Source organism: Dyella flava (genome assembly GCF_016904955.1).
In the GTDB taxonomy this organism is placed as follows: Bacteria; Pseudomonadota; Gammaproteobacteria; order Xanthomonadales; family Rhodanobacteraceae; genus Dyella_B; species Dyella_B flava.
Window position 1 is genome coordinate 149529 of record NZ_JADIKE010000027.1, and the last position, 23285, is coordinate 172813.

At 57.8% G+C, this 23285-nt stretch carries 23 protein-coding genes; 11 read left to right on the forward strand and 12 right to left on the reverse strand.

Annotation, left to right across the window (positions count from 1 at the left end; all coding sequences use genetic code 11):
* Nucleotides 1–17: 17 nt before the first annotated feature.
* From ISP19_RS04080 to ISP19_RS04095, 4 genes are read left to right on the forward strand one after another with little or no spacing between them, the layout of a single operon-like run.
* The gene (locus ISP19_RS04080) at nucleotides 18–803 is read left to right on the forward strand and encodes a hypothetical protein (RefSeq protein WP_204680064.1); all 786 of its coding nucleotides are present in this window, start codon (nucleotides 18–20) and stop codon (nucleotides 801–803) included.
* The gene (locus ISP19_RS04085; protein WP_204680065.1) at nucleotides 787–1152 is read left to right on the forward strand and encodes a hypothetical protein; all 366 of its coding nucleotides are present in this window, start codon (nucleotides 787–789) and stop codon (nucleotides 1150–1152) included. Before ISP19_RS04080 ends, ISP19_RS04085 begins: the two co-directional genes overlap by 17 nt.
* A gap of 54 nt (nucleotides 1153–1206) precedes the next feature.
* On the forward strand, nucleotides 1207–1650 hold the full coding sequence (locus ISP19_RS04090; RefSeq protein ID WP_204680066.1) for a hypothetical protein: 444 nt from the start codon (nucleotides 1207–1209) through the stop codon (nucleotides 1648–1650).
* Complete coding sequence (locus ISP19_RS04095) at nucleotides 1568–2482, forward strand: MFS transporter (protein WP_284385142.1); 915 nt, start codon at nucleotides 1568–1570, stop codon at nucleotides 2480–2482. The genes ISP19_RS04090 and ISP19_RS04095 overlap by 83 nt, the downstream gene beginning before the upstream one ends.
* Before the next feature lie 62 nt (nucleotides 2483–2544).
* Here ISP19_RS04095 and ISP19_RS04100 read toward each other — a convergent pair whose 3' ends face one another.
* The 5 genes from ISP19_RS04100 to ISP19_RS04120 all read right to left on the reverse strand — a co-directional run bounded on the left by ISP19_RS04100 (nucleotide 2545) and on the right by ISP19_RS04120 (nucleotide 8575).
* Nucleotides 2545–3927: an FAD-containing oxidoreductase gene (locus ISP19_RS04100; protein ID WP_204680067.1), complete on the reverse strand. Its 1383-nt coding sequence runs from the start codon at nucleotides 3925–3927 to the stop codon at nucleotides 2545–2547.
* A gap of 60 nt (nucleotides 3928–3987) precedes the next feature.
* Complete coding sequence (locus ISP19_RS04105) at nucleotides 3988–4869, reverse strand: hypothetical protein (RefSeq protein ID WP_204680068.1); 882 nt, start codon at nucleotides 4867–4869, stop codon at nucleotides 3988–3990.
* 134 nt (nucleotides 4870–5003) lie between these two features.
* Nucleotides 5004–5381 carry a hypothetical protein gene (locus ISP19_RS04110; protein ID WP_204680069.1) on the reverse strand — a complete coding sequence of 126 codons (378 nt, stop codon included), beginning with the start codon at nucleotides 5379–5381 and terminating at the stop codon, nucleotides 5004–5006.
* Between the two features lie 7 nt (nucleotides 5382–5388).
* Nucleotides 5389–6822: a hypothetical protein gene (locus ISP19_RS04115; protein WP_204680070.1), complete on the reverse strand. Its 1434-nt coding sequence runs from the start codon at nucleotides 6820–6822 to the stop codon at nucleotides 5389–5391.
* Nucleotides 6823–7675: 853 nt separating this feature from the next.
* Nucleotides 7676–8575, reverse strand: a complete 900-nt coding sequence (locus tag ISP19_RS04120) for a LysR substrate-binding domain-containing protein (protein ID WP_204680071.1) — start codon at nucleotides 8573–8575, stop codon at nucleotides 7676–7678.
* Between the two features lie 182 nt (nucleotides 8576–8757).
* Here ISP19_RS04120 and ISP19_RS04125 point away from each other — a divergent pair, with 182 nt between their 5' ends.
* From ISP19_RS04125 to ISP19_RS04135, 3 genes are all read left to right on the forward strand, one after another.
* Nucleotides 8758–9606 carry an alpha/beta fold hydrolase gene (locus ISP19_RS04125; RefSeq protein WP_204680072.1) on the forward strand — a complete coding sequence of 283 codons (849 nt, stop codon included), beginning with the start codon at nucleotides 8758–8760 and terminating at the stop codon, nucleotides 9604–9606.
* Between the two features lie 84 nt (nucleotides 9607–9690).
* Complete coding sequence (locus tag ISP19_RS04130) at nucleotides 9691–10077, forward strand: DUF427 domain-containing protein (RefSeq protein ID WP_284385331.1); 387 nt, start codon at nucleotides 9691–9693, stop codon at nucleotides 10075–10077.
* A gap of 31 nt (nucleotides 10078–10108) precedes the next feature.
* The gene (locus ISP19_RS04135; protein WP_204680073.1) at nucleotides 10109–10855 is read left to right on the forward strand and encodes an SDR family NAD(P)-dependent oxidoreductase; all 747 of its coding nucleotides are present in this window, start codon (nucleotides 10109–10111) and stop codon (nucleotides 10853–10855) included.
* A 102-nt stretch (nucleotides 10856–10957) separates the two neighbouring features.
* Here the strand turns inward: ISP19_RS04135 and ISP19_RS04140 are convergent, their stop codons facing one another.
* The gene (locus ISP19_RS04140; protein ID WP_204680074.1) at nucleotides 10958–11809 is read right to left on the reverse strand and encodes a helix-turn-helix transcriptional regulator; all 852 of its coding nucleotides are present in this window, start codon (nucleotides 11807–11809) and stop codon (nucleotides 10958–10960) included.
* Between the two features lie 99 nt (nucleotides 11810–11908).
* On the opposite strand from ISP19_RS04140, the gene ISP19_RS04145 reads away from it, so the two are divergent.
* On the forward strand, nucleotides 11909–12811 hold the full coding sequence (locus ISP19_RS04145) for an SDR family oxidoreductase (RefSeq protein WP_204680075.1): 903 nt from the start codon (nucleotides 11909–11911) through the stop codon (nucleotides 12809–12811).
* A 195-nt stretch (nucleotides 12812–13006) separates the two neighbouring features.
* On the opposite strand, the gene ISP19_RS04150 is transcribed toward ISP19_RS04145, so the two are convergent.
* Nucleotides 13007–13246, reverse strand: a complete 240-nt coding sequence (locus ISP19_RS04150) for a hypothetical protein (RefSeq protein ID WP_204680076.1) — start codon at nucleotides 13244–13246, stop codon at nucleotides 13007–13009.
* A 507-nt stretch (nucleotides 13247–13753) separates the two neighbouring features.
* On the opposite strand from ISP19_RS04150, the gene ISP19_RS04155 reads away from it, so the two are divergent.
* On the forward strand, nucleotides 13754–14575 hold the full coding sequence (locus ISP19_RS04155; RefSeq protein WP_204680077.1) for a ferritin-like domain-containing protein: 822 nt from the start codon (nucleotides 13754–13756) through the stop codon (nucleotides 14573–14575).
* 489 nt (nucleotides 14576–15064) lie between these two features.
* A complete protein-coding gene (locus tag ISP19_RS04160; RefSeq protein ID WP_239556485.1) occupies nucleotides 15065–15613 on the forward strand; it encodes a class I SAM-dependent methyltransferase in 549 nt (182 codons plus the stop codon).
* A gap of 315 nt (nucleotides 15614–15928) precedes the next feature.
* Here the strand turns inward: ISP19_RS04160 and ISP19_RS04165 are convergent, their stop codons facing one another.
* Nucleotides 15929–16210 carry a hypothetical protein gene (locus ISP19_RS04165; protein WP_204680079.1) on the reverse strand — a complete coding sequence of 94 codons (282 nt, stop codon included), beginning with the start codon at nucleotides 16208–16210 and terminating at the stop codon, nucleotides 15929–15931.
* 121 nt (nucleotides 16211–16331) lie between these two features.
* Between ISP19_RS04165 and ISP19_RS04170 the strand changes: the two genes are divergently transcribed.
* On the forward strand, nucleotides 16332–16607 hold the full coding sequence (locus tag ISP19_RS04170) for a hypothetical protein (RefSeq protein ID WP_204680080.1): 276 nt from the start codon (nucleotides 16332–16334) through the stop codon (nucleotides 16605–16607).
* Nucleotides 16608–17519: 912 nt separating this feature from the next.
* Here ISP19_RS04170 and ISP19_RS04180 read toward each other — a convergent pair.
* The 4 genes from ISP19_RS04180 to ISP19_RS04195 all read right to left on the reverse strand — a co-directional run.
* Nucleotides 17520–17954 carry a hypothetical protein gene (locus ISP19_RS04180; RefSeq protein ID WP_204680082.1) on the reverse strand — a complete coding sequence of 145 codons (435 nt, stop codon included), beginning with the start codon at nucleotides 17952–17954 and terminating at the stop codon, nucleotides 17520–17522.
* Between the two features lie 2 nt (nucleotides 17955–17956).
* Nucleotides 17957–19267, reverse strand: coding sequence for a hypothetical protein (locus ISP19_RS04185; RefSeq protein ID WP_204680083.1), 1311 nt, complete (start codon nucleotides 19265–19267; stop codon nucleotides 17957–17959).
* Nucleotides 19255–19689, reverse strand: coding sequence for a hypothetical protein (locus ISP19_RS04190; protein ID WP_204680084.1), 435 nt, complete (start codon nucleotides 19687–19689; stop codon nucleotides 19255–19257). The genes ISP19_RS04185 and ISP19_RS04190 overlap by 13 nt, the downstream gene beginning before the upstream one ends.
* Nucleotides 19690–19740: 51 nt before the next feature.
* On the reverse strand, nucleotides 19741–23285 hold a 3545-nt coding region (locus ISP19_RS04195), incomplete at its 5' end, for a hemagglutinin repeat-containing protein (protein WP_204680085.1).

Genomic DNA, 23285 nt, shown 5'->3' on the forward strand with positions numbered 1-23285 from the left:
ACGCAAAAGCCGAACCCATGCCTTCCGCCGCAACCGCTTTCAAGCCCCTTACGCCATTTCAATCCGCATTGGCGCGGCTCTCATGCACTGAAACGGCGAAATACCTGAGACTCACCCTGGGCCTTTGGATCGGCTTCGTACTGCCCTACCTTGCGGGCTACCCCGACACGGCCGTCGCGCTATGCGGCTCCGCCATGCTCACACTCGCGCTCGGCAACTCCATTTCTGCCGCGCGCGGCTACTTATATCGACGCGTCGTTTCGAACGTGCTGGTCATGCCGGTGGGTACCTTGGTGATCCTGCTCACCGCCCCCTATCTGTGGCTCGGAGTGTTGCTATTGCCGCTGGCGGTTTTCGCAATCGCTCGGCTCAGGCCGTCCTTGTTCCAGATGACCAGCGTTACCGTTCCGATGACCCTCGTGCTCTATTCCGGCGAGCATGTTCGGCTACTGGAGGAACGCCTGTTTGGTGTAGTCCTGGGTATGCCACTCGGCTTCATCATCCAGCAATGCGTGTTGCCGCCCGATCATGGTTATCGGGCGAACCGACTGGTCCGCGAAGGCAATCAACGGATCATTGATGCGCTCGCTCAGCTGACCGGCGGCACGCCCGAGCGCCATCTTGTCAGCGAGCACGCCGATCGACTGCATGCATCCAGCGCTGCGCTCAGGCAAGCCCATGATCTGTTCAAGCTTGACTTGCAGCAGGCCTGGATAGCACCGCATTTACGGCGCAATCGTCATCGTCTGCCGTTGTACTGGTGCCATCAGGAAATCTTTCGAGGCGGTGGCCAACCTGCTTGAGAGTGTCGATACCTTTCACGAGCCATTCGATGCGATCGATCCACGTTGGAAATCGCACTGGTGCGCGGGATTGGAACAGCTGGCTGCGAAACATCGTCGACTGGCCGATGCATCCGATCCACTCATTGATCGACCGGGCGGCGACATCGACGAGTCGCGCATCGACGTACTGCAGCAGATCGTGGAATCGCTGCCCGCGACCGACGTCGTCACGGCGATCCATCTTAGCCGCCTGACTGGATATGGGATTCTGCTTTGCAGATTGAGTGAACTCCTTTCACAGCATCACGCGCAGAACGGTGATGCCATGCAGAAGTCGCTCAGCCGCCCCTTGGCGGAGCGCGCGTGAACGTTTCAATACGCACGCTTGGCTTTAATCAGCACATCGTGATTTGGATGACGCATGAGTAAAAACAGCACATCGATCGGTGCTCGCGATGCACGTAGGGCATCGGGCGCACACGCGCCGGACGTCCCGCCATCGATTGGACGAGCACTCACCCTGGTCATGGCGGTGGCCTGTGGCACCTGCGTGGCGAATATCTACTACAACCAGCCGTTGCTTGCGCTGCTGGAGCGCGCGTTCGCCGGCCAGAGCGCCGTCGTCGAATGGGTGCCGACGATGACCCAGCTCGGCTATGCGGCCGGTCTCATCTGCCTGGTGCCGCTTGGCGATCGCATGGAACGCCGGCGGCTGATCGTCGCGCAGATCATCTGCTTTAACGCTTGCGCTGGCCCTGCTCGCGCTCGCACCCAACGCGGCCGTGCTGGTCGCGGCCTCGGCACTGGTCGGCATCACCGCGTCCGTTGCACAACAGATCGTACCGCTCGCGGCGGAATTGGCTGAACCGAAACGTCGCGGCAGCGTTGTCGGCACGGTCATGAGCGGGTTGCTGTGCGGGATCCTGTTCGGCCGTGCGTTGGGCGGTTATATCGGCGAACACTTCGGCTGGCGCGTGACCTTCTGGTGCGGCGCGGTGCTTGCAGTAGCGACGGGCAGCCTGCTCGCGGCGACGCTACCGCCTCGACCGCCTAAAACGACTGACAGCTACGCAACGCTGATGCGTTCACTGGGCTCCCTGTTCGTGCAGGAACCCGCCCTGCGACGGGCCATGGCGATCCAGGCGATGCTGTTCGGATCGTTCGTCGCGCTCTGGACCATCCTGGCACTGCGCCTCGCAACCCATTTCCATCTCGGTGCACAGGTTGCCGGCGCATTCGGGATCGTCGGCGCGGTCGGCGTATTGGTCGCGCCGCTGGCCGGCCACGTGGCGGATCGCCGGGGCCCCCATGCAGTCATCGGCATCGGCGCGGTGGTGATGCTGCTGTCATGGGTGATCTTTGCAGGCTGGACCAGTCTGGCAGGGCTTGTGGTCGGGGTCATCCTGCTCGACTTTGGCGAGCAGATCGCGCTTGTCTGCAATCAACACGTGATTTATGCCTTGCGCCCGGAAGCGCGCAGCCGCGTCAACACCATTTTCATGGGTGGTATGTTCGTCGGTGGTGCGGTTGGCTCATGGTTTGCCGGTATCGCCTGGCAAGCCTATGGTTGGCGGGCTGTCGCCGGGCTGGGCGTGGTATTCGTGTTGCTTGGACTTGGTATTCACGCCATCGGTGTCGCTGTGCGCGCCAAACGTCGCCACGCGGATGGAACGGCGGCAGACATCGAGTCACCGTAATACCCGGCGATTTCTTGCTGGTGACGTTCACGGCATGCGATCACCGCACTCGCATGCATGGTTTAACCCGACGGCACGCTCAAACTCTGCAGCGTGGTCGGCAGCAGTTCGGCGATGGTTGGATGAATGTGCACCGCGTGGGTCACGGTGCGATACGGTGCCTTGGCATACATCACGTCGAGCAGGCTATGGATGGCCTCGTCGCCACTGATGCCAAGAATCGCGGCGCCGAGCAGCTTATTGGTATCGCCATCGACGATCACTTTCATAAAGCCCTGTGTTTCCCCGCGTTCTATAGCTCGCCCGACGCGCGCCATCGGGCGCACTCCGACCAGCACCTTGTGTCCGTCCCGCAACGCCTCGTGCTCGGTGAGCCCGACCCGGGCCAGCGGCGGATCGATGAACAGCGCGTAGGCGTTGATGCGGTCTGAGATGCGCCGTGGTTCGTTGTCCAGCAGATTGGCGGCGACGATCTCGTAATCGTTGTACGAGGTATGCGTAAAGGCGCCCTTGCCATTGCAATCGCCCATGGCCCAGATGCCTTCGACGTTGGTGCGGCATTGGTCGTCGACGAGGATATAGCCATGTTTGTCGGTGGCGACGCCGGCCTTTTGCAGGCCCAATGAATCGGTATTGGGCCGACGACCGGTCGCCATCAAGATATGCGTGCCGCGTACTTCCTTGCGTGGCTGGTCGCACCGGGCCAGCACAGCGACATCGCCGGCCTTGCCATCCAATTCAATGCATTCCGCGCCCAGGTGAAGCGTTATGCCCTCTCTCTGGAGAATATCGACTACGGCTGCCGACACCTCGGGGTCTTCGCGTGGCAACAGCCGTTCGCTGCGCTCGACAATGCTTACCTCGGCGCCGAAACGACGGAACATCTGTCCGAATTCCAGACCGATATAACTGCCGCCGACAATGACCAGGTGGCGCGGCATCTCGCGCAAATCCATCATCCCCACGTTGGTGAGATAAGGCACGCGATCGGCACCGGGGAAATCAGGCACCACCGCACGCCCACCGACGTCGAGGAAAACCTGGTCGGTTTCGATTTGCGTATCGCCCACCCGCAAGGTTTTCGGCGATTCGAACACCGCATGTCCGCGGATCAGGGTGACATTCGGCATGCCGGCCAGCCATTTCTCCACGTTCTGCCGCGAACGCTCCGAAATGCCGCGCGTGCGTTGCCACACGCGTTCCACCTCTACCTTGATGTCGCCGCCGTTCTCCACGCCATAGTCCGATGCGCGCCGCGCCATGTGAGCGACATACGCGCTCGCCACCATGGCCTTGGTCGGAATGCAGCCGGTATTGACGCAGGTGCCGCCGACCAGATGCCGCTCGATCACGGCAACCTTGCGGCCCGCTTCCCCCAGGCGCGCCGCCAGCGATGGTCCCGCCTGCCCTGCCCCTACCACTACGGCATCGAATCGCTGGCTCATCGCGCCTACCTCGAAGATTGGCTGGAGGGCGAATATGGCATGGCAACGCGAAAAAAAACGTCAAGTGGTAGCGCTATCGGCCGGGGGCAAACGTGTATTGGGTGGATTCGGCTTCGCCCCTGCCCCACGCAGAACCGCTACCCGCTCGAGCAGCCCGAACCAGAACGGCGCACCGAAAAGCGCCGATGTCGCCGCAATGATCCAACCGGGAAGTGCGCTGAAGATGGCGGTGCAACTGTGATCCTGACCGTGGACCCATCCGATCGGCAGTTGCGCGAGTGACGTAAGCGCTCCATGCGGGCCCAGATCCATAGTGAGAACCTGCACATGAAGCATGCCGTGAGTAGAGACGGACCACAGCCTTGTCATGACCCGAAAGGCATCGATATTCAAAGCGACTGCCACGAAGAACGCAAAAATAAAGGTCATCAGCTGCGCCCGCCTTTTGTATACCCCGGAAACTCGTGCCATGGCGGAATCGAACCACTTGGCAATAGCCGATTCGAAGTTGCCGACATTTGCCTGGGCGCGATCGTACAAGCTGCAGAAACACTGACTTAGCTGCTGATCAGGAATCGCCTTGAGCGTGGCGCGAAAATCCTCACCCTGCTTTTGCCGTTTTTTCAACGCATCGACAAGCGCCTGCGCAAAATCCATGGAGTCGATGTAAGACGGCGTGATTTTCTTGGAAATGTCATCGAAGTTGACTGTCTTGCCATCACCGCGTGGATTGACCAGGGCATGGTTATAGATATCAACGATGAGGCTTTTCCCATCAGCGTCTTGCCCATTGAGAAGCTGGACGATGCCCGTCAAAAGCGTACTTGCACGCAGCCGTACCAATGATGCGAAGGCCTCCTGAAGACTGCTGGCGATCAAGGAAATCGAGGCGAAACACACGATCATGCCTATCGCGACTTCCAGCACATTACTGTCAAGCATGACTCCCCCTTTCTGATTGATATACGACCACAAAAATAGTGGCCGCTGCCATTGATTGTTTCGGAACGAGCGAACGAGTCACCACTTCCGGCTCCATCCGCGCAAGCAAAACGTACAACCAGGGATCCCGGCGATCATCCCTGCGTAGGCGGCCCATAATTAGCGATCGCGGGAATCGAATTCCATAACGCCTTTTCGGCCGCGGCGCAGGCGTTTTCGATGGCCGCCATAGTGGGCACACCGCCGCCCGCCGGAGCCACTACGGTGATAGCCGTCTTCACGGATTTAGTGGCATCTTGCACCGTCTTTTGATTGAACTCATTGGCCGAATAGTCACCAATCCGTTCAACGAGCATAGCGATGCGTCCTTGTTCCTGCTGGATGTCGCCCGCGTCATCCTGGGTCGTTTTACCGTTATCTGCCAGGTTGCCAAGCGCCGTCTGCAGAGCGGCCGCAGCATCCAGCAATGCGTTGATGTCAGCCTGGGTAGCGTTCACTTGAGTAGCATTCATAGGAACCTCATGCGATGGCCTTGTACAGCTTCACCAGGTCACCCACGATCGTTACAAATTCGCTGACCGTGTCCTTGGCCATGGCGAGCTTCTGTTTATCGGTTGGATGCTCGATCGCATCGACAAGCTGATCATGTGAGGACTGCGCCACCTCCAACAGTTGTGCGAACTTCGCCTGGATCGCCTTGCTCTGCTGCCCCTGGCAGGATAGCCGTGGCCCAGGAGTCGAGTCATCGGGACAAGAAGGCAGCTTTGACAAGGCATCTTCGAATGCCTGGCGGGCCGCATAACGTTGCTCATCCGTCCGGGCGCTGATGTATTGCTCGCGCAGCGCAACAAGGCGGCGGTTTGTGACCTCATTGCCGATGGCCACGTTCTGAATGATCGCGTCATAGATCAGGCTATTGGCGTTGCTGATGACATTGAAAAACGCGTTGTCTTGTTGCGTGACGAGAATCCGGATCTTCTCCGCATCCTGCTCTTGCGCCGCTGCCTGCTTCACGTCATCGATCAGCTTGTCCGCAGCACCCCCGGTATTGGTGTCATTGGTAACGGCTTTCTGCTCGGTTTTGGTTAACGATTTGCCCGCAGCGCTCGTGTATCCACTGACGATGTTTTTCTGCCATTTGGCAAAGTTGTCCGCAATGGGCATGACTGCCTTGGGATTATCGTCAGCCAGCGCACCCAGCGCCGACAGGTAGGCGCTCAATGCGTTCAAATCCAAGGCAAGCGCAAGATTGGAGCTTTTCTCACGCGGAGCCATCTCAATGAGGTCGAGCTTGGCAGTGAGCACCTGGCTCATATGTGCAAGTCCAGGATCGTCCGGCAACAAGCTGCCCGGCTTCGTCGCCTTGCTGATGCGAGTTTCCGCGCGCGTGCGAATAAGCTGGATGCATTCAACCTCGGGCTTGGTGTAGCACATGGTCCTGCAAACGGCAGCGGCAGGATCGTGCGCATCGCACTGCATAAGACGTTTGCAGGCGGGAAGCTCCTGCGGCGAGCCATCGCGCGTGTCGGCATCGGCATTGCCCAGTTCGATAAAGCTCGGATCCTTCCACTTTCTGTCGCTGCTATCCCATGGGTTCCAGAACCGCACATAGGTTGGCGCAGGCGACTGGCCGGGCGCGGGCATGACCGGATCGCATGAGTCATCGCGATGTGCCGCAGCTATCCGCTTGCCGCCCTTTGAAACGCCATTGCTGGTTTCGTTATCGCCCAGGCCGGCTTGCGGTTCCGCGGTGGTGGAACGGATGACCTTCAACGCATAAACATTGGCATTGAATTGCTGGTTGAGATCCTGGGTGGCGGCGTTGAGCTTGTTGCCGCTGTCGACAAAATCCTTTGCAGCGCCTTTGATAACGGGTGCTGTGTTGCAGCCGGCCGTCAATACTGCCAACGCAAAGGCGATGCCCCATTGCGCCACTGGCAATAGCCGTTTCATGGTATCCCCCTGGTTACCGTTCACGGGTTATAGCCCCTTTGTTGTAAGCAAAAGGTATAGACAACCGGCCAGGATTAACGAGGTGTCGCATACCGCTGTATTTTTGGCGTTTATTTGTTTGCGGGCAATACGGTTGCAAGTGCGAAATCGTGCGGGGTCTGGGCATCAACGAGTTTTCGTGCGGTTGTTTTGCACGAGTGTGTATTTCGTGGATTGAGACATTGCCTGCGGCGCTTTCGGCCTAAAGGCCGAGTCACTTTTCTTTGCTGGCCCAAAGAAAAGTAACCCAAAGAAATGGCCTGAAAGGCTCGTGGCGTAGGAGGGATAAAAGCTTGAGCGTTGGCGGCAATGGGATAGTTAATGGCCCATGGTTATGCGTCCCCGCTATACCGCGAGGCGTCGGGGCACTGAGGGCTTAAAGCCTGTGCACCGATAAGTCGAGCTTTGCCCGTGTTGTTTTTTTCCTCACCGCTTCGACGCCTCGCGGTATAGCGGCGTTGTGTAAGCGTGGCCCGTTAACCAGCAGGGCATGGCGTAATCGTTCAGGCTTGTAACCTGCACCGTGCCACGAGTTCTTGAGGCCATTTCTTTGGGTTACTTTTCTTTGGGCCAGCAAAGAAAAGTGACTCGGCCTTCAGGCCGAAAGCGCCGCAGGCAATGGTCCAACTAACGAAATGCACAACAATACGCCTCAACCTAAAGCACTAAAGCCGCACCAGCCAAACGAACATCAGCGCAACTGATAACTAAAAGAAAAATCCACACACGGTTCGCGATTCAGCGCATCAAGCAGCACATCCCCCTCCGACTCGGCCACGGCAAGGTCGAATGAGTAATAACGCCTGCCCGTCCATTACGAACCGGCTCCTGGCACGCGCGCAATCAGTTCATCCAGGTGCGACAGAAACATTTTCAACACCGGCGAGCTGTTCGATTTGCTATAGCCAACCGCGAGATCGACCGACGGCGCATCACCGGCCAGTGGGCGACTCACCACCGACCACGGCATCAGGTTCTGCACATAGGAAGGAATCAAGGTAACCCCGCGCGTCGATGACACCAGCGACATCACCATCGCCGGATTGTCCACCACCTGCTCGGGCTTGATCTCGATGCCGGATCGCACCAGGTAATCCTTGATGATGGCGCCGAGCACCGTGGCCTTGTTGCCCATGCCGATAAAAGGCTCGCCCAGCAGGTCCTGCGGGCGAACGCTTTCGCGCGAAGCAAGGCGGTGATCGCTGGGCATCAGCACGACCAGCGGTTCGTGCATGACCGGAAGATAGGTGAGGTCGTAATCGGGTTCCGCGCGCAGGAACGCCAGATCCAGTTTGCCGCGCGCCAGGGCGTCGGCGAGATCCGGCGAATAGTCGCTGGATACCGTTACATCGATATTGGGCAACTCAGCGCGCAGGATATGCATGGCCTGTGGCAGCCAGATCATTTCGTGGCCGGTGAGAAAGCCCATCGCAAAACGCTGCTTGCAGGGTTGCGCCGCCTTTCGCGCCGCTTCTATGCCGGCATCGACCTGGCTCAATGCCAAGCGCGCATGATCAAAAAACACCTTGCCGGCTTCGGTAAGCACAACGCCGCGTGCGCTGCGGATCAGCAGCTCCGCCCCGACCTGGTCTTCCAGGTCCTTGATCTGGCGGCTTAGCGAGGGTTGCGAGGTATGCAGGCGGCGCTCGGCGGCCACCGTCAGGCTGCCGGTTTCAGCGACCGCAATGAAATACCGCAAATGGCGCAGTTCCACGGACGCCTCCGATGGCATGCCTGACAGGCATGGCCACCAGCTTACAAAGTCTTTTTCAAGCGCGCCATAGCAGCCTAAATTGCGCTCCATCACGGCACGGAACGGCAGCTCAGCGATACCTCAAAGGTTTACCTGGATATCCGCTCCCGCCTCCTCAATATCCCTATGACCCGGAGTTCGCCATGAACGCTCACACCCATCAAACCGCGCCCACCCAATACGTGGAAGCCAACGGCATCCGTTTCGCCTTTCGCCGTTTCGGCAAGCCCGGCGGCGTGCCACTGGTCTTCAACATGCACTTCATCGGCACCATGGACCACTGGGATCCGGCCATCACCGATGGTTTCGCCAAGGATCGTGAGGTGATCCTGTTCAACAACGCCGGGATCGCCAGCAGCTCCGGCGAGGTCCCCACCACCATCGAGGGCATGGCCGTCAACGCCGCCGCCTTTATCAAGGCGCTGGGTTTGTCGCAGGTGGATGTGCTGGGCTTTTCACTGGGCGGCCTGGTCGCCCAGACGCTAGCCCTCGACGAACCGCAACTGGTGCGCAAGCTGATCCTGGTCGGCACCGGCCCGCGCAGCGGCGAAGGCATGGCCTCGCTCACTCCCGAAGCCCAGCAGGTTTTCGGCGCCACGTATGCCGAGCCCGATCACCTGTGGCTGAAAGTGTTCTTCACCGATTCACAGGCCAGCCAGGCCACCGGCCATGCCTTCCTGAAGCGCCTGCGCTCGCGTACCGAACATCGCGATCCGGAAGTCAGCGACAGTGTGGCTCCGGCGCAAATCGAAGCCTTGTCCAAGTGGGGCGCGCCGCGCGAGAAGCCGTACGATTATCTTCAGAACATCACCCAGCCGACGCTGGTGATCAACGGTAGCAGCGACGTGATTATCTACACCGTGAACTCCTACATTCTTCAGCAGCACATCCCCAACGCGCAGCTGATTCTCTATCCGGATGCCAACCATGGTTCGCAGTACCAGTATCCGGAGCTTTTCGTGCAACACGTTTCGGGCTTCCTCGCGCAGTAATGCCTGCGGACTGAAACGCCCTTGTCCACTTTTCAGAACGTGGCGCGAGCCACCACCGGCGTCATCCATCAAGGAGATAAGACCGTGACCTCCCCTTCCACCGCCAGAACGATCAAGCAACCCGGACCGGATCACCCCATTACGGTCGAACACAGTTCGCAGCACATCGTGGTGAAAGTCGCCGGACGCATCGTCGCAGACACGCGCGACGCCCTGGTTCTGAAAGAAGCGAACTATCCGGCCGTGCACTACATCCCGCGCAAGGACGTGGATATGGCGCTGCTTACCCGCACCGATCACGCCACGTACTGCCCGTACAAGGGCGAATGCGCCTACTACAACATTCCTGCCGGCGGCCAACGCGGCATCAATGCAGTCTGGAGCTACGAACACCCTTATGAAGCCGTCGCCGTGATCAAGGATCACCTAGCGTTCTATCCGGATCGCGTCGACGCCATCGAGTTTCACTAATTCCCTCCTCACTTTGATTTGGAGAACGATCATGAACCATCTCGCCGGCAAGACCGCCCTGGTGACGGGCGCATCCCGCGGCATCGGCCGCTCCGCCGCACTTGCGCTCGCCAAGGCCGGCGCGCAAGTGCTGGTTCACTACAGCAGTGCACAGAAAGAAGCGGAAGCCGTGGTGGAGGAAATCCGCAACGCCGGTGGCCGCGCCGAAAAAATAGGTTCCGACCTGAGTGCCCCGAATGGCCCGCATGAGTTGGCCAGGCAGGTGCGCGGCATCGTCGGTGATCGCCTGGATATCCTGGTCGCCAATGCGGGCGTCTCGAAATCCGCGGCTATCGAAGACACCACGCTGGAAGATTTCGATCGCCTGTTTGCGGTGAATGTGCGTGCACCTTTCTTTCTGGTGCAACAGCTGCTGCCGACCTTGCACGAAGGCAGCAGCATCATCTTCACTTCTTCGCTCGCCGCCCGCGCCGCGGTCGGCAACATCTCGGCCTATGCGTCGACCAAAGGCGCCATCGACACGCTGGTAAAACACTTTGCAGCCGCACTCGGGCCACGCGGTATTCGCGTCAACGCGGTAGCGCCGGGCGTGGTGGATACCGACATGTCCAGCTTCACCAAGACCGAGGAAGGCCGCGACATGGCCCTTGCCATCCAGGCACTGAAACGCGTCGCGCAGCCCGACGACATCGCCGGCTCGATCGCCTTCCTGGCTTCGGACGACGCGCGCTGGATTACCGGCGACACCCTGCGGGTGGATGGCGGATCGAGGGTGTAACGAGCCAGCCCTGCCTTCGCAGGCCGGCTGCGAAGGCATCGGCGTTCATGCAGCTGATCGAGCACGTATCCACCATCCGTTACATCGCGCCAACGCGGCACGCTATGGCTGATGGGCAACCTCGCTGGACGCCTTCGACTCGATCAGCAAACGCACTTTGTCCGCATCCTCCGGCGAGGCCGGGTTGTAGACCACCATGCCGAGATCGGGGCGTCCGTCCACCGCAAAAGCCGAATATTCCAGAGAGATCAAGCCAAGCGCTGAATGTCGCAGATGCTTGGTGCCTTCTCCATACGAACGGACATCGTGATCACGCCACATGGCCGCGAATTCGGGGCTGGTCCGGCTCAGCTCATCGACAAGTGCCTCCACTTCGCTTGACGCACCCGCCCGCGCCGCATCGGCCCGAAACGCCGCGACGACAAATCGCGCAACGCTTTCCCAATCCACTTGATGCTCTCGCACGCGAGCGTCGCCGAATATCAAACGAAGTACATTCCGCCGCTCGACTGGAAGCGCCGCATAGTCACCAAGCACCGCTGTAGCAGCACGGTTCCACGCGACGATGTCCCAGGTGGACGTTTTCACAATGGCCGGACTGATGGCGAATGCATCGAGCACGCGTTGCAAGCGAGGCGTTACTCCTTCGGGTGCGCGGTAACGCACTTCGGGCGGACGCCCCAGGCCAAGCAGGAAAATGTGTTCGCGTTCGACGTCTGTCAGCATCAAAGCACGCGCGATGCGATCGAGCACGTCGGCGGAAGGTGCACCGCCTCGCCCTTGTTCAAGCCACGTGTACCAGGTCGCGCTGACGTTGGCGCGCTGAGCGACTTCTTCCCGCCGCAGGCCTGGCGTTCTTCGGCGCGTCGTGGAAAAACCCAAGGCCGCTGGATCAAGTTTCGTGCGGCGGTCCTTCAGGTAGGCTCCAAGCGAGTTGTCACGAGTAACTGGCATGCGGATCCTGTTAGTCGTTATACCCGTATAAAGTCACTACTTTACCCGGATAAGTCGTAAGCCGAGAGTAGCCTACGACCAAACCCGGAGGATTTCACCATGCGTGTTTTTGTTACTGGCGCGACAGGATTTGTCGGCTCTGCCGTGGTCGCAGAACTGCTTGCCGCTGGGCACAAAGTGCTTGGCCTTGCCCGCTCGGACAAAGGTGCCAAGGCGCTTGCCGAGGCGGGCGCCGAGGTCCATCGCGGCGACCTCGAAGACCTGGAAAGCCTGCGCGGCGGCGCCGCCAAATCGGATGGGGTGATTCACACCGCCTTTATCCACGACTTCTCGAAATTCGCCGCCAATTGCGAGATCGACAAACACGCTATCGAAGCGCTTGGCGCCGTGCTGCGTGGCTCGGACCGTCCGCTTATCGTCACGTCAGGAACTGGCGTGCTTGCCTCGGGCCAACTCGCCACCGAAGACACCGCCCCACCCGCAAACAGCGCAATACCCCGCGTTTCGGAGCAAACGGCGCTTGCCATGGTACCGCATGGCGTGCACGCGTCGGTCGTACGGCTTGCGCCTTCCGTGCATGGCGATGGTGACCACGGCTTCGTTCCGCGGCTGATCGACATGGCGCGCGAAAAGGGCGCTTCCGCCTATATCGGCGACGGGCTCAACCGCTGGCCCGGCGTGCATCGATTCGATGCGGCACATCTCTATCGCCTGGTGCTTGAAAAAGGTTCTGCAGGCGCGCGCTATCACGCGGTTGCCGATGAAGGTGTGCCATTTCGAGACATCGCAAACGTAATCGGGCGGCAACTGAAAGTACCGGTGGTCAGCAAGACGCGCGAGGAAGCTGCCGAGCATTTCGGCTGGTTTGCGCATTTCGCCGGCATCGACGTGCCCGCTTCGAGTCACCGCACCCGTGAACTACTTGGGTGGGAACCGCAGCGAGCTGGATTGATTGCTGATATCGACCGACCGGCGTATTTCGAGCAACGCGAGTTTGCGTAAGGCAGTTGCGCGCGCGTAATGGCTGGTGTCGCGTGGCGGGCACCGGCCATTATGAAAAATCGAAGCATGGCTCTTATGAGGGTTAAGGCAAGCCATGCCCCCTCACCCCAACCCTCTCCCCAAAGGGGAGAGGGAGAATAACTTGACCCCAGCCCCCTGTCCTACAGGGGAAAGGGGAATAACGTGCGTCGCTAATTAATCACTCGCCACACATACATGTGGCTCATAGCGATGATTCTTCACCTGCGAAGCATCTACTTCGATGGGTTTTGAAAAATCAGCCACGAGTGAACCGTGCGGGTTGAAATGCTCGCGTTCGATGCCTTCCCAAGTCATCCACACGCCGCCTTGCGCATCATCAGCATCTGGCGTGGTTGTGTGCGAACGATACCGGCATGGATATACGGTCTTCGTGGGTTTGATGCGGGTGTACATAGATTCTCCCGTGCAATAAGGGGATCGTCCCGGCGCATCCATGCAGCAGGACGTGCTCTAACGCATCTGCATGTTCTTGAGCTGCTTTGCAGCTCGAACACATGCTCGCCAATCATGTCACTTTTCGGAGCGGCAAGCTTGCAGCCACCTGACACGACAGCTCAATTATTTGATTTCAATGTGAAAATTTCATAGAAAAATGAAACAAAACAAGCTAGTCACGAAGATTCCGGAGCATTCACCTGAGCTGCTGAGGCATAATTCCGGATTATCTGGATAAATAGTCAACGGATATCGCCGCATGTTCCCTGCCCGGCATCGCCGGGAATGGTTACCCCAGCCATCGTAAGAACAACGCGAACGCGCAGGCGCGCTGAGCGCTTCGCTCGGACATCCGCGTGCGGCTTTGACAACAACCTCACTGCAGCCCCAACGAGATAGGTCTTCATGACAACGAAAATCAAAGCAGGCTCAGAGGCGCACAAGGCGCTCTTTTGCAAACAGTTCATGGACACTTACCAGGACTACAACCCGGAAACACTACCGTGGCCGGAGTTGAGCGATGCCGATCTTGAGCGCTTGCGCGGCGTACCGTTCTGGCAGGAGGTGTATCACACCGAGCGCAGGGCCGGCGCCATCGTCGATGCGTTCACGCCACACGTCACCGATCCCGTCGTCCGTGAAGCCATCGCCCTGCAAGGTTTTGAGGAAAGGCGGCACGCGGATTTGATCCGGGTGATGATCGAACGCTACGGTATCGACGCCACGGCCCAGCCGATGGAAGCGTTCCCCGACGATCTGGAAACCGCGTTCATTGATTTTGGTTTCGGCGAATGCCTTGATGCGTTCCTCGGCTTCGGCGCCTTCAAGTCGGCTCGGCAATCGGAATTTCTCCCGGCCAGCCTGTTCGACATCTTCGACACGCTGATGTTTGAAGAAACCCGCCACATCGTTTTCTTCATCAACTACATGGCCTGGCGCGAAAGGCAGCGCGGCCTGGGCTCGATCCGTCGTGCGATCAAATCGACACGGTTCTATATGCGCGCCGGCGGACGCCTGATGGGCATGGTCAAGCGCGGGCAGGAACCGAATGACGGCAAGGACTTCGCCGTCACCCAGGCCAACCTGTTTCTCGACGGCTTCTCGTTCGGCGGTTTCGTGGAAGATTGCTATCGCGAAAACGCGCGACGCATGAGCGCGTTCGATCCCGATTTGATGCAGCCACGGTTGTTGCCTGCCATTGCAGGACTCGCACTGCGTGGCTTCAAGGCGTGGGAATTCGCACGCTCGCCATTGCGCAAGGCGCAGCGCGCCGAACAATCGGTTTGATTGCATAGCAAACCCGGTTGCATAGATCGGGTTGTTACGCGGTGCGCCGCTGCTTGAGTGCCCCCATGCAACATACAAAAGAGCCAAGGAGGAAACCCTTGGCTCTTCTTTTTTGACCGTTACCGCTGAGCCGCTACTGATTCCGCTTCCGAATGGCGACATGGCGAATCGCCCCCGACCCTGAATCCCCGCATTTTTGCCCGTCGCCCCGGCGAAGGCCGGGGCCTGGTGACGTGGATGTAACAAAGGCGCTAGATCCCGGCCTTCGCCGGGACAACGGTGAGGCGATTTGAAAAGTCGCGGATGACTTGGACGGCTCCCAGGTTCCGTTGGTGTCGGTGAGCAAAAACGTGGGGAAACCTCAGCCCCTGACCTATTCCGCGATTGCGGCAAGAGCCGTTCCAGACTTGACGGTTGTGCAGCCCTATCGCACAGTTTTCCGTCCCAAACAGACGGGAGTGGCATCTTTTGAAATGCCGGGAAAGTGGAATGCCCGACGAGGCGCTATGGGCGACTTTTTTTGATGCAGAAGCCGCGCTGGCCAAACTATGGCCTGGACCTCATGGTGATGCCGTGGAATTGGGCAGCGGCTTCGGCACCTTCACGCTGGCCGCCGCTCGCCATACCGCCGGCATCATCACCGCACTCGATATTGACCCGGCGATGATCGCGAATGTTCGCACGAAGGCCAAGGCGCTTGGCTTATCCAATATCCACCTACAAGAACATGACTTTGTCGCCGGCAATCTTGGTGTTCCGCCAGGCAGCCAGGCACATGTCATGGTGTACAACCTGTTACACATGGAAGATCCGGTGCCCTTGCTGCGCAAAGCACATCACGCACTTGCGTCCGAAGGGTCTATTTCGATCATGCATTGGCGTTGCGACATATCCACGCCACGCGGCCCGTCGATGGCGATCCGCCCAACGCCGGACGATTGTGCGGCGTGGCTGGCCGAAGCTGGCTTCGAGCTGATCAAGCATGTCGATCTAAGCGACTGTTGTCCGTTTCACTATGGGCTGACTGCCCAATACTGATGTACTAGGCATGTATCCAGGATACGTGAAGCAGCCGTGAGTCCCTCATCGCCCCCCCTGCACGACCCTGAAAGAAAACACGCATACACGCACGGCGAGATAAGACATTACGCCTGCAATATGCGATAAAAGCGCTGCCGGGAAGTCAGGCGCCGAGGAGGGGCCCCTCCTCAACATGGATGACCGATGCCCGACCGAGCCGCCGCCAAGGCGGCTCGTTTATATCCGGCCTTCAAAAACCTGATGCATTGATGGCTGGCCATCTGGCGCAGCCATCCTCGCCCGAAGTATTCGAAGTGCGACCCGCCTATCCCTTCAAGCCGGATCGGTGGAGAGCATCACCTTCAGGCGCGCCATTTCCGCATAGAGCACATCCAGCTCCTGGCGCAGCGACTGATTGGCATCCATCAGCTGCCTGATCTGCTCGCACTGCGTCACCACCGTGCGCAGCACTTCCGTATTTACCGTGACATGCCGACTGCGATAAGCGCGCATGCGCTCCGCAGCCGACTTTGCCTTGCCGGTTGGTGGCCGCCCGCGCCGTGGGCGCAGCGGAAAAGTCATAGCGATGGTGCCGGGATCGCGCGGGTCAACCATGGGAGTCCTCCTGTCGATAAGAGCATTTTATCGTAACGTTACGATAATTGCAAGTGTTTTGAGCGGTATTTCGAGATCCATATTCGTCTCTAGAAATCCGCATCACCGCGCAGGAAGAGGCGTGCGCACAACGCCTTTGCGCCGTGTTCAACGAACAGCAAGAGGAAAAATTGGTCATCCGCCAAAAATAGGAGTGACCAAAACTCCGCGCTTAGTCGGCATCAAGGACTATGAAAAGTACTTCTGGCTATCGCCAGATCTGGATGCTGCAGCATCGTGCCCAGCGGCATCGGCGGCCTGCCTTCGGGTAATGAGGCTCAATGATCGTTTCGAGCAACGACCATGGAATTTTATTCATAATCACTTCCATCCAAATGAAGCGAACTCATGCAATTGATGAGTTGCCCCCTTTATCAAGGAGGTGAAACTGACCCGCTTTTTTTCAAGAATGTTTCATGATATTTCCAACCGAATGGCCTCTTTGTTGGAGCATAGCGAGCGTTTGTCTCAGCCGATGAGTGACATGACTACGGACCGTTCAGAACGATCTGTTTGGAAAACCAATGCCGGCAGCACATTCTGACGAACCAAACATTAGATCGCCTGCACCGTTGCTGGCAAACGATGTGATGTTTGCGCAGGGGTCACTATCGGCGGCCTGTTCAGTCATTGCCGGAATCTGTGATCAGTTGCACCGGAATCCGCAGTCACCACGCGAGTAGCGCTGTAGGATAAGGTGGTAGTAATCCTTAACTAGTCCAAAAACAAATTGTGGCCGATAGCTAGGATTCCCCGATGGTCTTTTTAAGGCGTCTTTGACACGAGATATGGTTTTCTCAGAAAACGCAACCGTGCCATCCCAATATGCCAAATCGCCCAGTGTCACCCGAATCATTTCACACCTTTATAACTCTGGATGCTTACCCTGGAATCAGCAGAACACCAATTAGAACTGTGTATTCGCCCACGTTTACGAAAGTCGCCCCTTGTATCGAAACAGCGATAGATCACTGCTTAAACTGATAGGCAATGCCACACACAATAAGAAAGGTAGCAAAAAACAGCACAGTTATTAGCGTCAAACCCCCCTCATCCCCGCACCTGACTGAGCGACATATCTCAGACAGAGAAACATTTGACAAGGGCTTGGTATAGAAAACCCACGCGTATTCAAAAAATCCAAATGCAGTAAGGCTCGACCCGGGCACTCTCATCAGTAAGAACGCCCCGATCCCGAAGATTACACAAATCCCCGCCCATACCTTTTGCCTTCTACCAACATCAATAGTCGCCGTCATTTTTTTGTGAGCTAAATACCACAGTAATGAATTGACCTAGCACTGTAATCCATATCAAGTTTGATTACTTCGCCACCTTGAAAGCTAACAGGCCTTCTATCGAAACGAAGCAGAACTCCATCTTTACAATATGCGCCATTACCCTTGGAAGCCCATCCATTAGCGACCAAACCATCGATATCTTTCGTGTATGCGGCATCTGATAGCGATACAAACGATATTCCTCGCAATAACGATGCAACCCCATACTTTGCCAAATCATCCCTGTACACGACCTGCCCACCATTTTGAAGCAAAATAGAAGCCTGCTGCTGCATTTCTCGCAATTTTGATTGCGTTACGGTTACTGATGGATTGATGTAGAGAGCATAAGACAACCCCCCACACCAGATCCCTATCAGGCAAAATTTTAAGATTATTGAGATCTTTCGCTTTGAAGTTTTCATAATCATTGCTGCAAATTCGGTCCTGTGCCTGGAATGGGAGCCGTAAATCCTGTTCCTCCGCTGCCAGAGACTTTATCTCTCACCCCCAGACCCCATCCGATTTCAATCGCAGTTGCTCCACCGAATGAGTGATTAAGACCAACGCAAAGTAAATAGCAACCTGCACCGGAGATACTCCCACCACCTAGGAAGTTATTTGTATCTCTCCCAGGATCAAGCACATTTGAACCACGATTCATAATCCATCCAAACATAAAACCAGCGCCAGGTGTAACGGGAACACTTCCACCAAATGACCCATACGTCTGGCCATCATGCAAGTTCATTGAAAATGAACCGGCGGCCCCCAATCCATTACCACCAACTGAAACATAATCCGGAGGCGGCAAGTTATAAATTTCATTTTCAGGATATTTGTATGGTTGAGGTGCCGCCATTACAGGTAGTCCCGATCCGTCAGTCTCGTTGATCAATTGAATCGTCGGCGCGTTGAGTGGACCACCCATCAGATTTATGGCTTGATTGAGCAACGTCACATACGTCGGACTCGACGGATCAGTGTCATGCAGTTGATTTACGAGCGATGATGGTAGCGACCCAGTAGCTACGGCCCATTTACCCATTGCTAAATTTTGGTCGGCGCTGACCTTGTCCCACTTGGCATTAGTGCTGTCGATACACTGCTGATCCTTGCACGCAGCGAGCTCTTGCGCCTTCTGATCTCGTTGCGGGTGGTTCAAATAGTTGTACGTCGTTCCATCCAACGCCGTCGCCGCTCCCGTGCCACCACCCACCGCCGCACCCACGGCTGTGCTGGCAAGCTTCAGCATGGTCGCAAACTCCGGCGTACCCGGTGTGTAACCCAGGCTTTCCAGGTATTCGGCCATCTTCTGAATCACCAGCTGATTGGCAGACGCGCCGAGTGCGCCTTGCAGTGCATCGCCACCACCAAGTGCCGCGATGCCCGCACCGACCACACCATGCAGTATCGTGCGTTCCGTACTGCCTTCAGCCCAGCCCATCTTGGTCGCAAGATCACCCGCAGCAGTCATGCCCACTTGCCCTGCGACTTGGCCCATTTCGAGTTTCTCTTGCACCTTCTGCGCATCGAAGATCGGTGCGAGCGCCTGATTGTCGAGCGTCGGATTACTGTCGAGACCGCTGAGGTCCTGGCTCGGGTTACCACGCACAATGATCGTGCCTTGCGCAATCCATGCGTTGGTATCGCTGTTGCTGCTTCCCTTCTGTGGAACACCTAAATTCAGTACGCCACCGAAGCCACTTCCGCAAGCGAAGTTAACTACCTTTGACACTCTTTCGCTTTATCTAAAGAACCCTCCAGGCTTTGCAATACAGCTTCGATTTGGGCAGGTGACGACCTCCTGAGCTGATATTCCGAAATAACAGGCCATCCTGTTGGGCTTCCGTCAAAATCAAACATGACTCCTTGATTAGTCGTCACCCGAAGGACTCCGGAATAGACCCCCTTATCGGCGTAAAGCCTCACTCTAACCGACCAAACATCTTTAGGATGATTGGCAATAAACGTATCGGCACCATTCCATATCGCCAAAAACCTATTTAATTCATCGCAACTATTGATCCTGATAGATCTACCAATTGGTGAAATGCCGGATTTAGGCGTCAATTCAACGTATCGAACTTTTTGTTCGCGCAAGTTCTGAAAGAACTTCTTTCCGTCGCTCGCAGCGGGGTTGAAGATCTTGTATGCCATCAATGAAGCCCACACCACAACAAAGCAAGTTAGAAACCGATGTTTCATACTTTATTTTTCGCCTTTGTCGCCGCTGGTGAACGGAAGGCTAAAAATGGGAGCCATTACCCCAGTCGAGATTGCCCCACCCTTTGCAGGGACTTTAATCCCGCCGCCGAGTTCAATAGCCGTATCGCCACCGTAAGCATGGTTAGCGCCCGCACACAGGATCGCGCACAGCGACGTATTGAAACTTGCCCCTGTCAGAAAGTCCCTAGTGTTTCCAGCACTGGTCGCGGATGACTCACCGAGATTGCTCGGGAGCCAGCCTGCCGCAAAACTGGCTCCGGGCAATACGGGTGTATTCCCTGATCCACCGGCATAAACCTGCCCCGTGTGTACATTTAGCGCAATAGAGCCACCCAAACCAAGTCCACCACCACTTACCGAAATATAGTCTGGAATTGCAGCAAGATAAGGAATGTAGGGTTCTTTAGGTGTGCGCATACCCAGTTGCTCATTAGTCCACGAATAGGGCGAGCTGGCACCACCAGTACTCGACGAAATGAAGTTAGCCAAGTCCGGACTGATCTGTGTTGATAGTTGCTGCATAAGAAAAATCTGCTTCCCGTCCGGGCTCTTCTCAAGGATCCATCTGGCGCTCGTATCATAGATCCCGGATGCATCGTTCGAATCAATTAGAAAGCCATTGAAAGCATCTTCTTTGAGCGTATTGTTTCCACTGATCCGCAGCGCATCTTCGATCTGCTCTTGCGTGTAAAGACCTCCACTTTCGCCTTCTAATTTCTTGGCAAGAGTAATTTCGTCTGGATGCAACTGTCGGTTGTATACATCCCCCTGTAGTGCTGTGGAGGCACCTGTACCGCCACCCACGACATCACCAATGGCCATGCTCGCCAATTGCATCAACGCATTGCGCTGGACTGGATCGGTTATTTTGTTGTCATCGAGGTAGCGCTGCATGGCACCACTGGCCGCTTCGCTTGCGACCGCACCCAGCGCGCCCTGCAGCGCATCACCACCGCCAAGTGCCGCCGTCGCCGCACCAACAAGGCCATGCAGCAAGGCTTTATTAGTACCGCCGTCGCTCCACGATGCCCGCTGTTCCGGTGTCGTCGCATGATTGGCCATGTAGCTGGCGAGGTCGCCGGCCGCTGTCATGCCCACCTGCCCTGCGACCTGGCCCATTTCCAGTTTCTCTTGCACCTTCTGCGCATCGAAGATCGGTGCGAGTGCCTGGTTGTCGAGCGTTGGATTCCGATTGAGTCCGCTAAGATCCTGGTTCGGGTTGTCGCGCACAATGATCGTGCCTTGCGCAATCCCTGCGTGGGTATCGCTGCTGCTGCTTTCCTTCTGCGTAATACCTGGGTTCGGCGCACCACTGAAGCCACTACCGCCATACCCACCGCCACCGGAGCTGTAGCCACCCCCAAAGCCAACGCTGCTGGCGCTGTAGTTGGCGTCGTTGTGAATGCTCTCGTAGGTGAGGCTGCCGGTGTTAAGTACGTTGTTGCCGGGATCGGCACTGCTAGCGATGACGCCGCCGATGAGGTGGGTATTGCCGCCCACGGTGATATCGAAGCCGTCATCGCCGGCCTGGATGCCACTGACATCCGTGACGCTGGCGTAATGGCTGTTGACCTTGCTTTGGTTGTAACTCAGGCCGCCGCCACTGCTCATGCCACCGTAACCGATCACTACCTGCCCGCTGGCTTGCCATTGCTTGCTGGCGTAGTCGTCGGTGTCCTGTTCGCTTTGAATCAGCAGGTTGTTGCCAATGCTGGCAATGACCTGATTGCCGGCGAGCTGGGCGCCCTTGATGGTGGTGTCGTTGCCGCTGATCAGCGTGAGGGTGCCATCGGCGTTGATGGTGCTGTCGGTATGGGTGACGCCGTTGCCATGGGCGTTGCCTCGGCCCGCGGCCGCTTGGGCATAGATGCCGAAGCCGCTGGTGCCGAACAGCACGCCGACGCCCGCGCTGGTGTTTTGGTTGTTGCTTTGAAGCGTGTGTGTTTCTTGTTGGCTGAGCATGTTGAGGTTGTTGGCCGCAGCGAGTGCCACGTTGTCGCCACTGATCTGGCTGCCGATGATGTCGAGATCACCCCCGGTGGCGGCGATGGTGACGTTGCCGTTGCTGCGGACGGTGCTGCCGTAGGTGGTGTCGTCATGGCTGGTGGTGGTGCTGGATGCACTGCTGCCACCGATGCCGATCTTGAAGTCGATGCCGGCTTTGCCTTGGGCGGCGTTGGCAATGGCGTCGGCGCCGGTCTGACCAGGATTGAGGCCCATGCCTTGGCCGGCGCCGGACGAGAACAAGGTTTGCGCAGCTTGTGCGGCGTAGAGCGCCTTGAGGCGATCGTCATGCACTTGGCTGCCGCGTTGCGCGCTGTAGTAGACGCTGTTGGCGACATTAGCGGCGGTGCCGCCGATACCGAAGTTGATGCCGCCCTGACTCACCTTCTGCGTCTGCGTGATATCGGTCGTGCCCACGGCGGCATCGATGGTGACCTGCTTGCCGACGATGGTGGTGGCGGTATTGCTCAGCACATCGCTGCCGGTGATGTGCACGTCGTTGCCGGCGCTGAGTGTCACGCTTCCGTTCACGCTGCCCACCGTGCTGCCGTTGTAGCTCACGTCGTGCACGGTGGTGGTGTCCTTGGTGCTGCGGCTGCCGATCAGTACGCTCAAGCCACCGTTGTTCATCAGGCCAGAGTGGCTGCTGCCGTCGGCTTGTTGGTAGTCGTAGGTGTTCTGGCCGGCGTTGAGGGTGAGGTTGTTACCGGCGGCCAGCAGCACGTTGTCGGTGCCAACGATTTGCGCGTTGGTGGCGGCCAGGTCGTGGCCGGCGGCGACGGTGACGCTGTCACCACTCAGCACGCTGCCGACGCTGGTGCTTTGGGTGATCTGGGTGCTGCTGCTGTGACTGCGCCATTCCGGGTCCACGGAACCAAAGCGTTTGCTGCTGGTGCTGAAAAAACTGAAGCTTTTGGTTTGTGTCTCGTGCGCTTCGCTATGCACGTCCTGCGCGTCGGTGAGGTGGATGTCGTGGCCGGCAGCCAGGGTCAACGCGTTGCCGGCGTTGAGATAGGCGGCTTGTGCATGGAGGTCGTTGCCGGCGGCCACGCTGAGGTTGTTGCCACCGAGGTACGTGCCCACGGCGTCGGTGTCGCTGCTCGTATCCTGCGTAATGGTTTTGCTGCTGCTGAGGAAACCGCTCTTGGCGGTCACCGTGTTGCGCGAGGTGCTGTGGGTTTCCTGCCCCGCCATGAGGTTGATGTCGTGGCCGGCCATCAGTACGGCGTCGCCGTTGGCACTGGTGATCGCACCGGCCACACTAGTGAGGTTGTTACCTGCAGTGATCGCCACGCCGTTGAACGCATCAATGCTCGTGCCGTGCAACGTTTCGTCGTATTGCCCCGTGCTGACCAGGGTTTTGCCGGCATAACCCATGGTGGCCTGGGTGCGCTGATCGGTGACGGCGTTGAGGGTGATGTCGTGACCGGCTGACAATGCAAGCTGGTCGCCCGCGCCGAGCTGTGCACCCTGGCTGATGAGGTCGTTACCGGCCACCAGTTGCGCACTGCCGCCCACCGTGA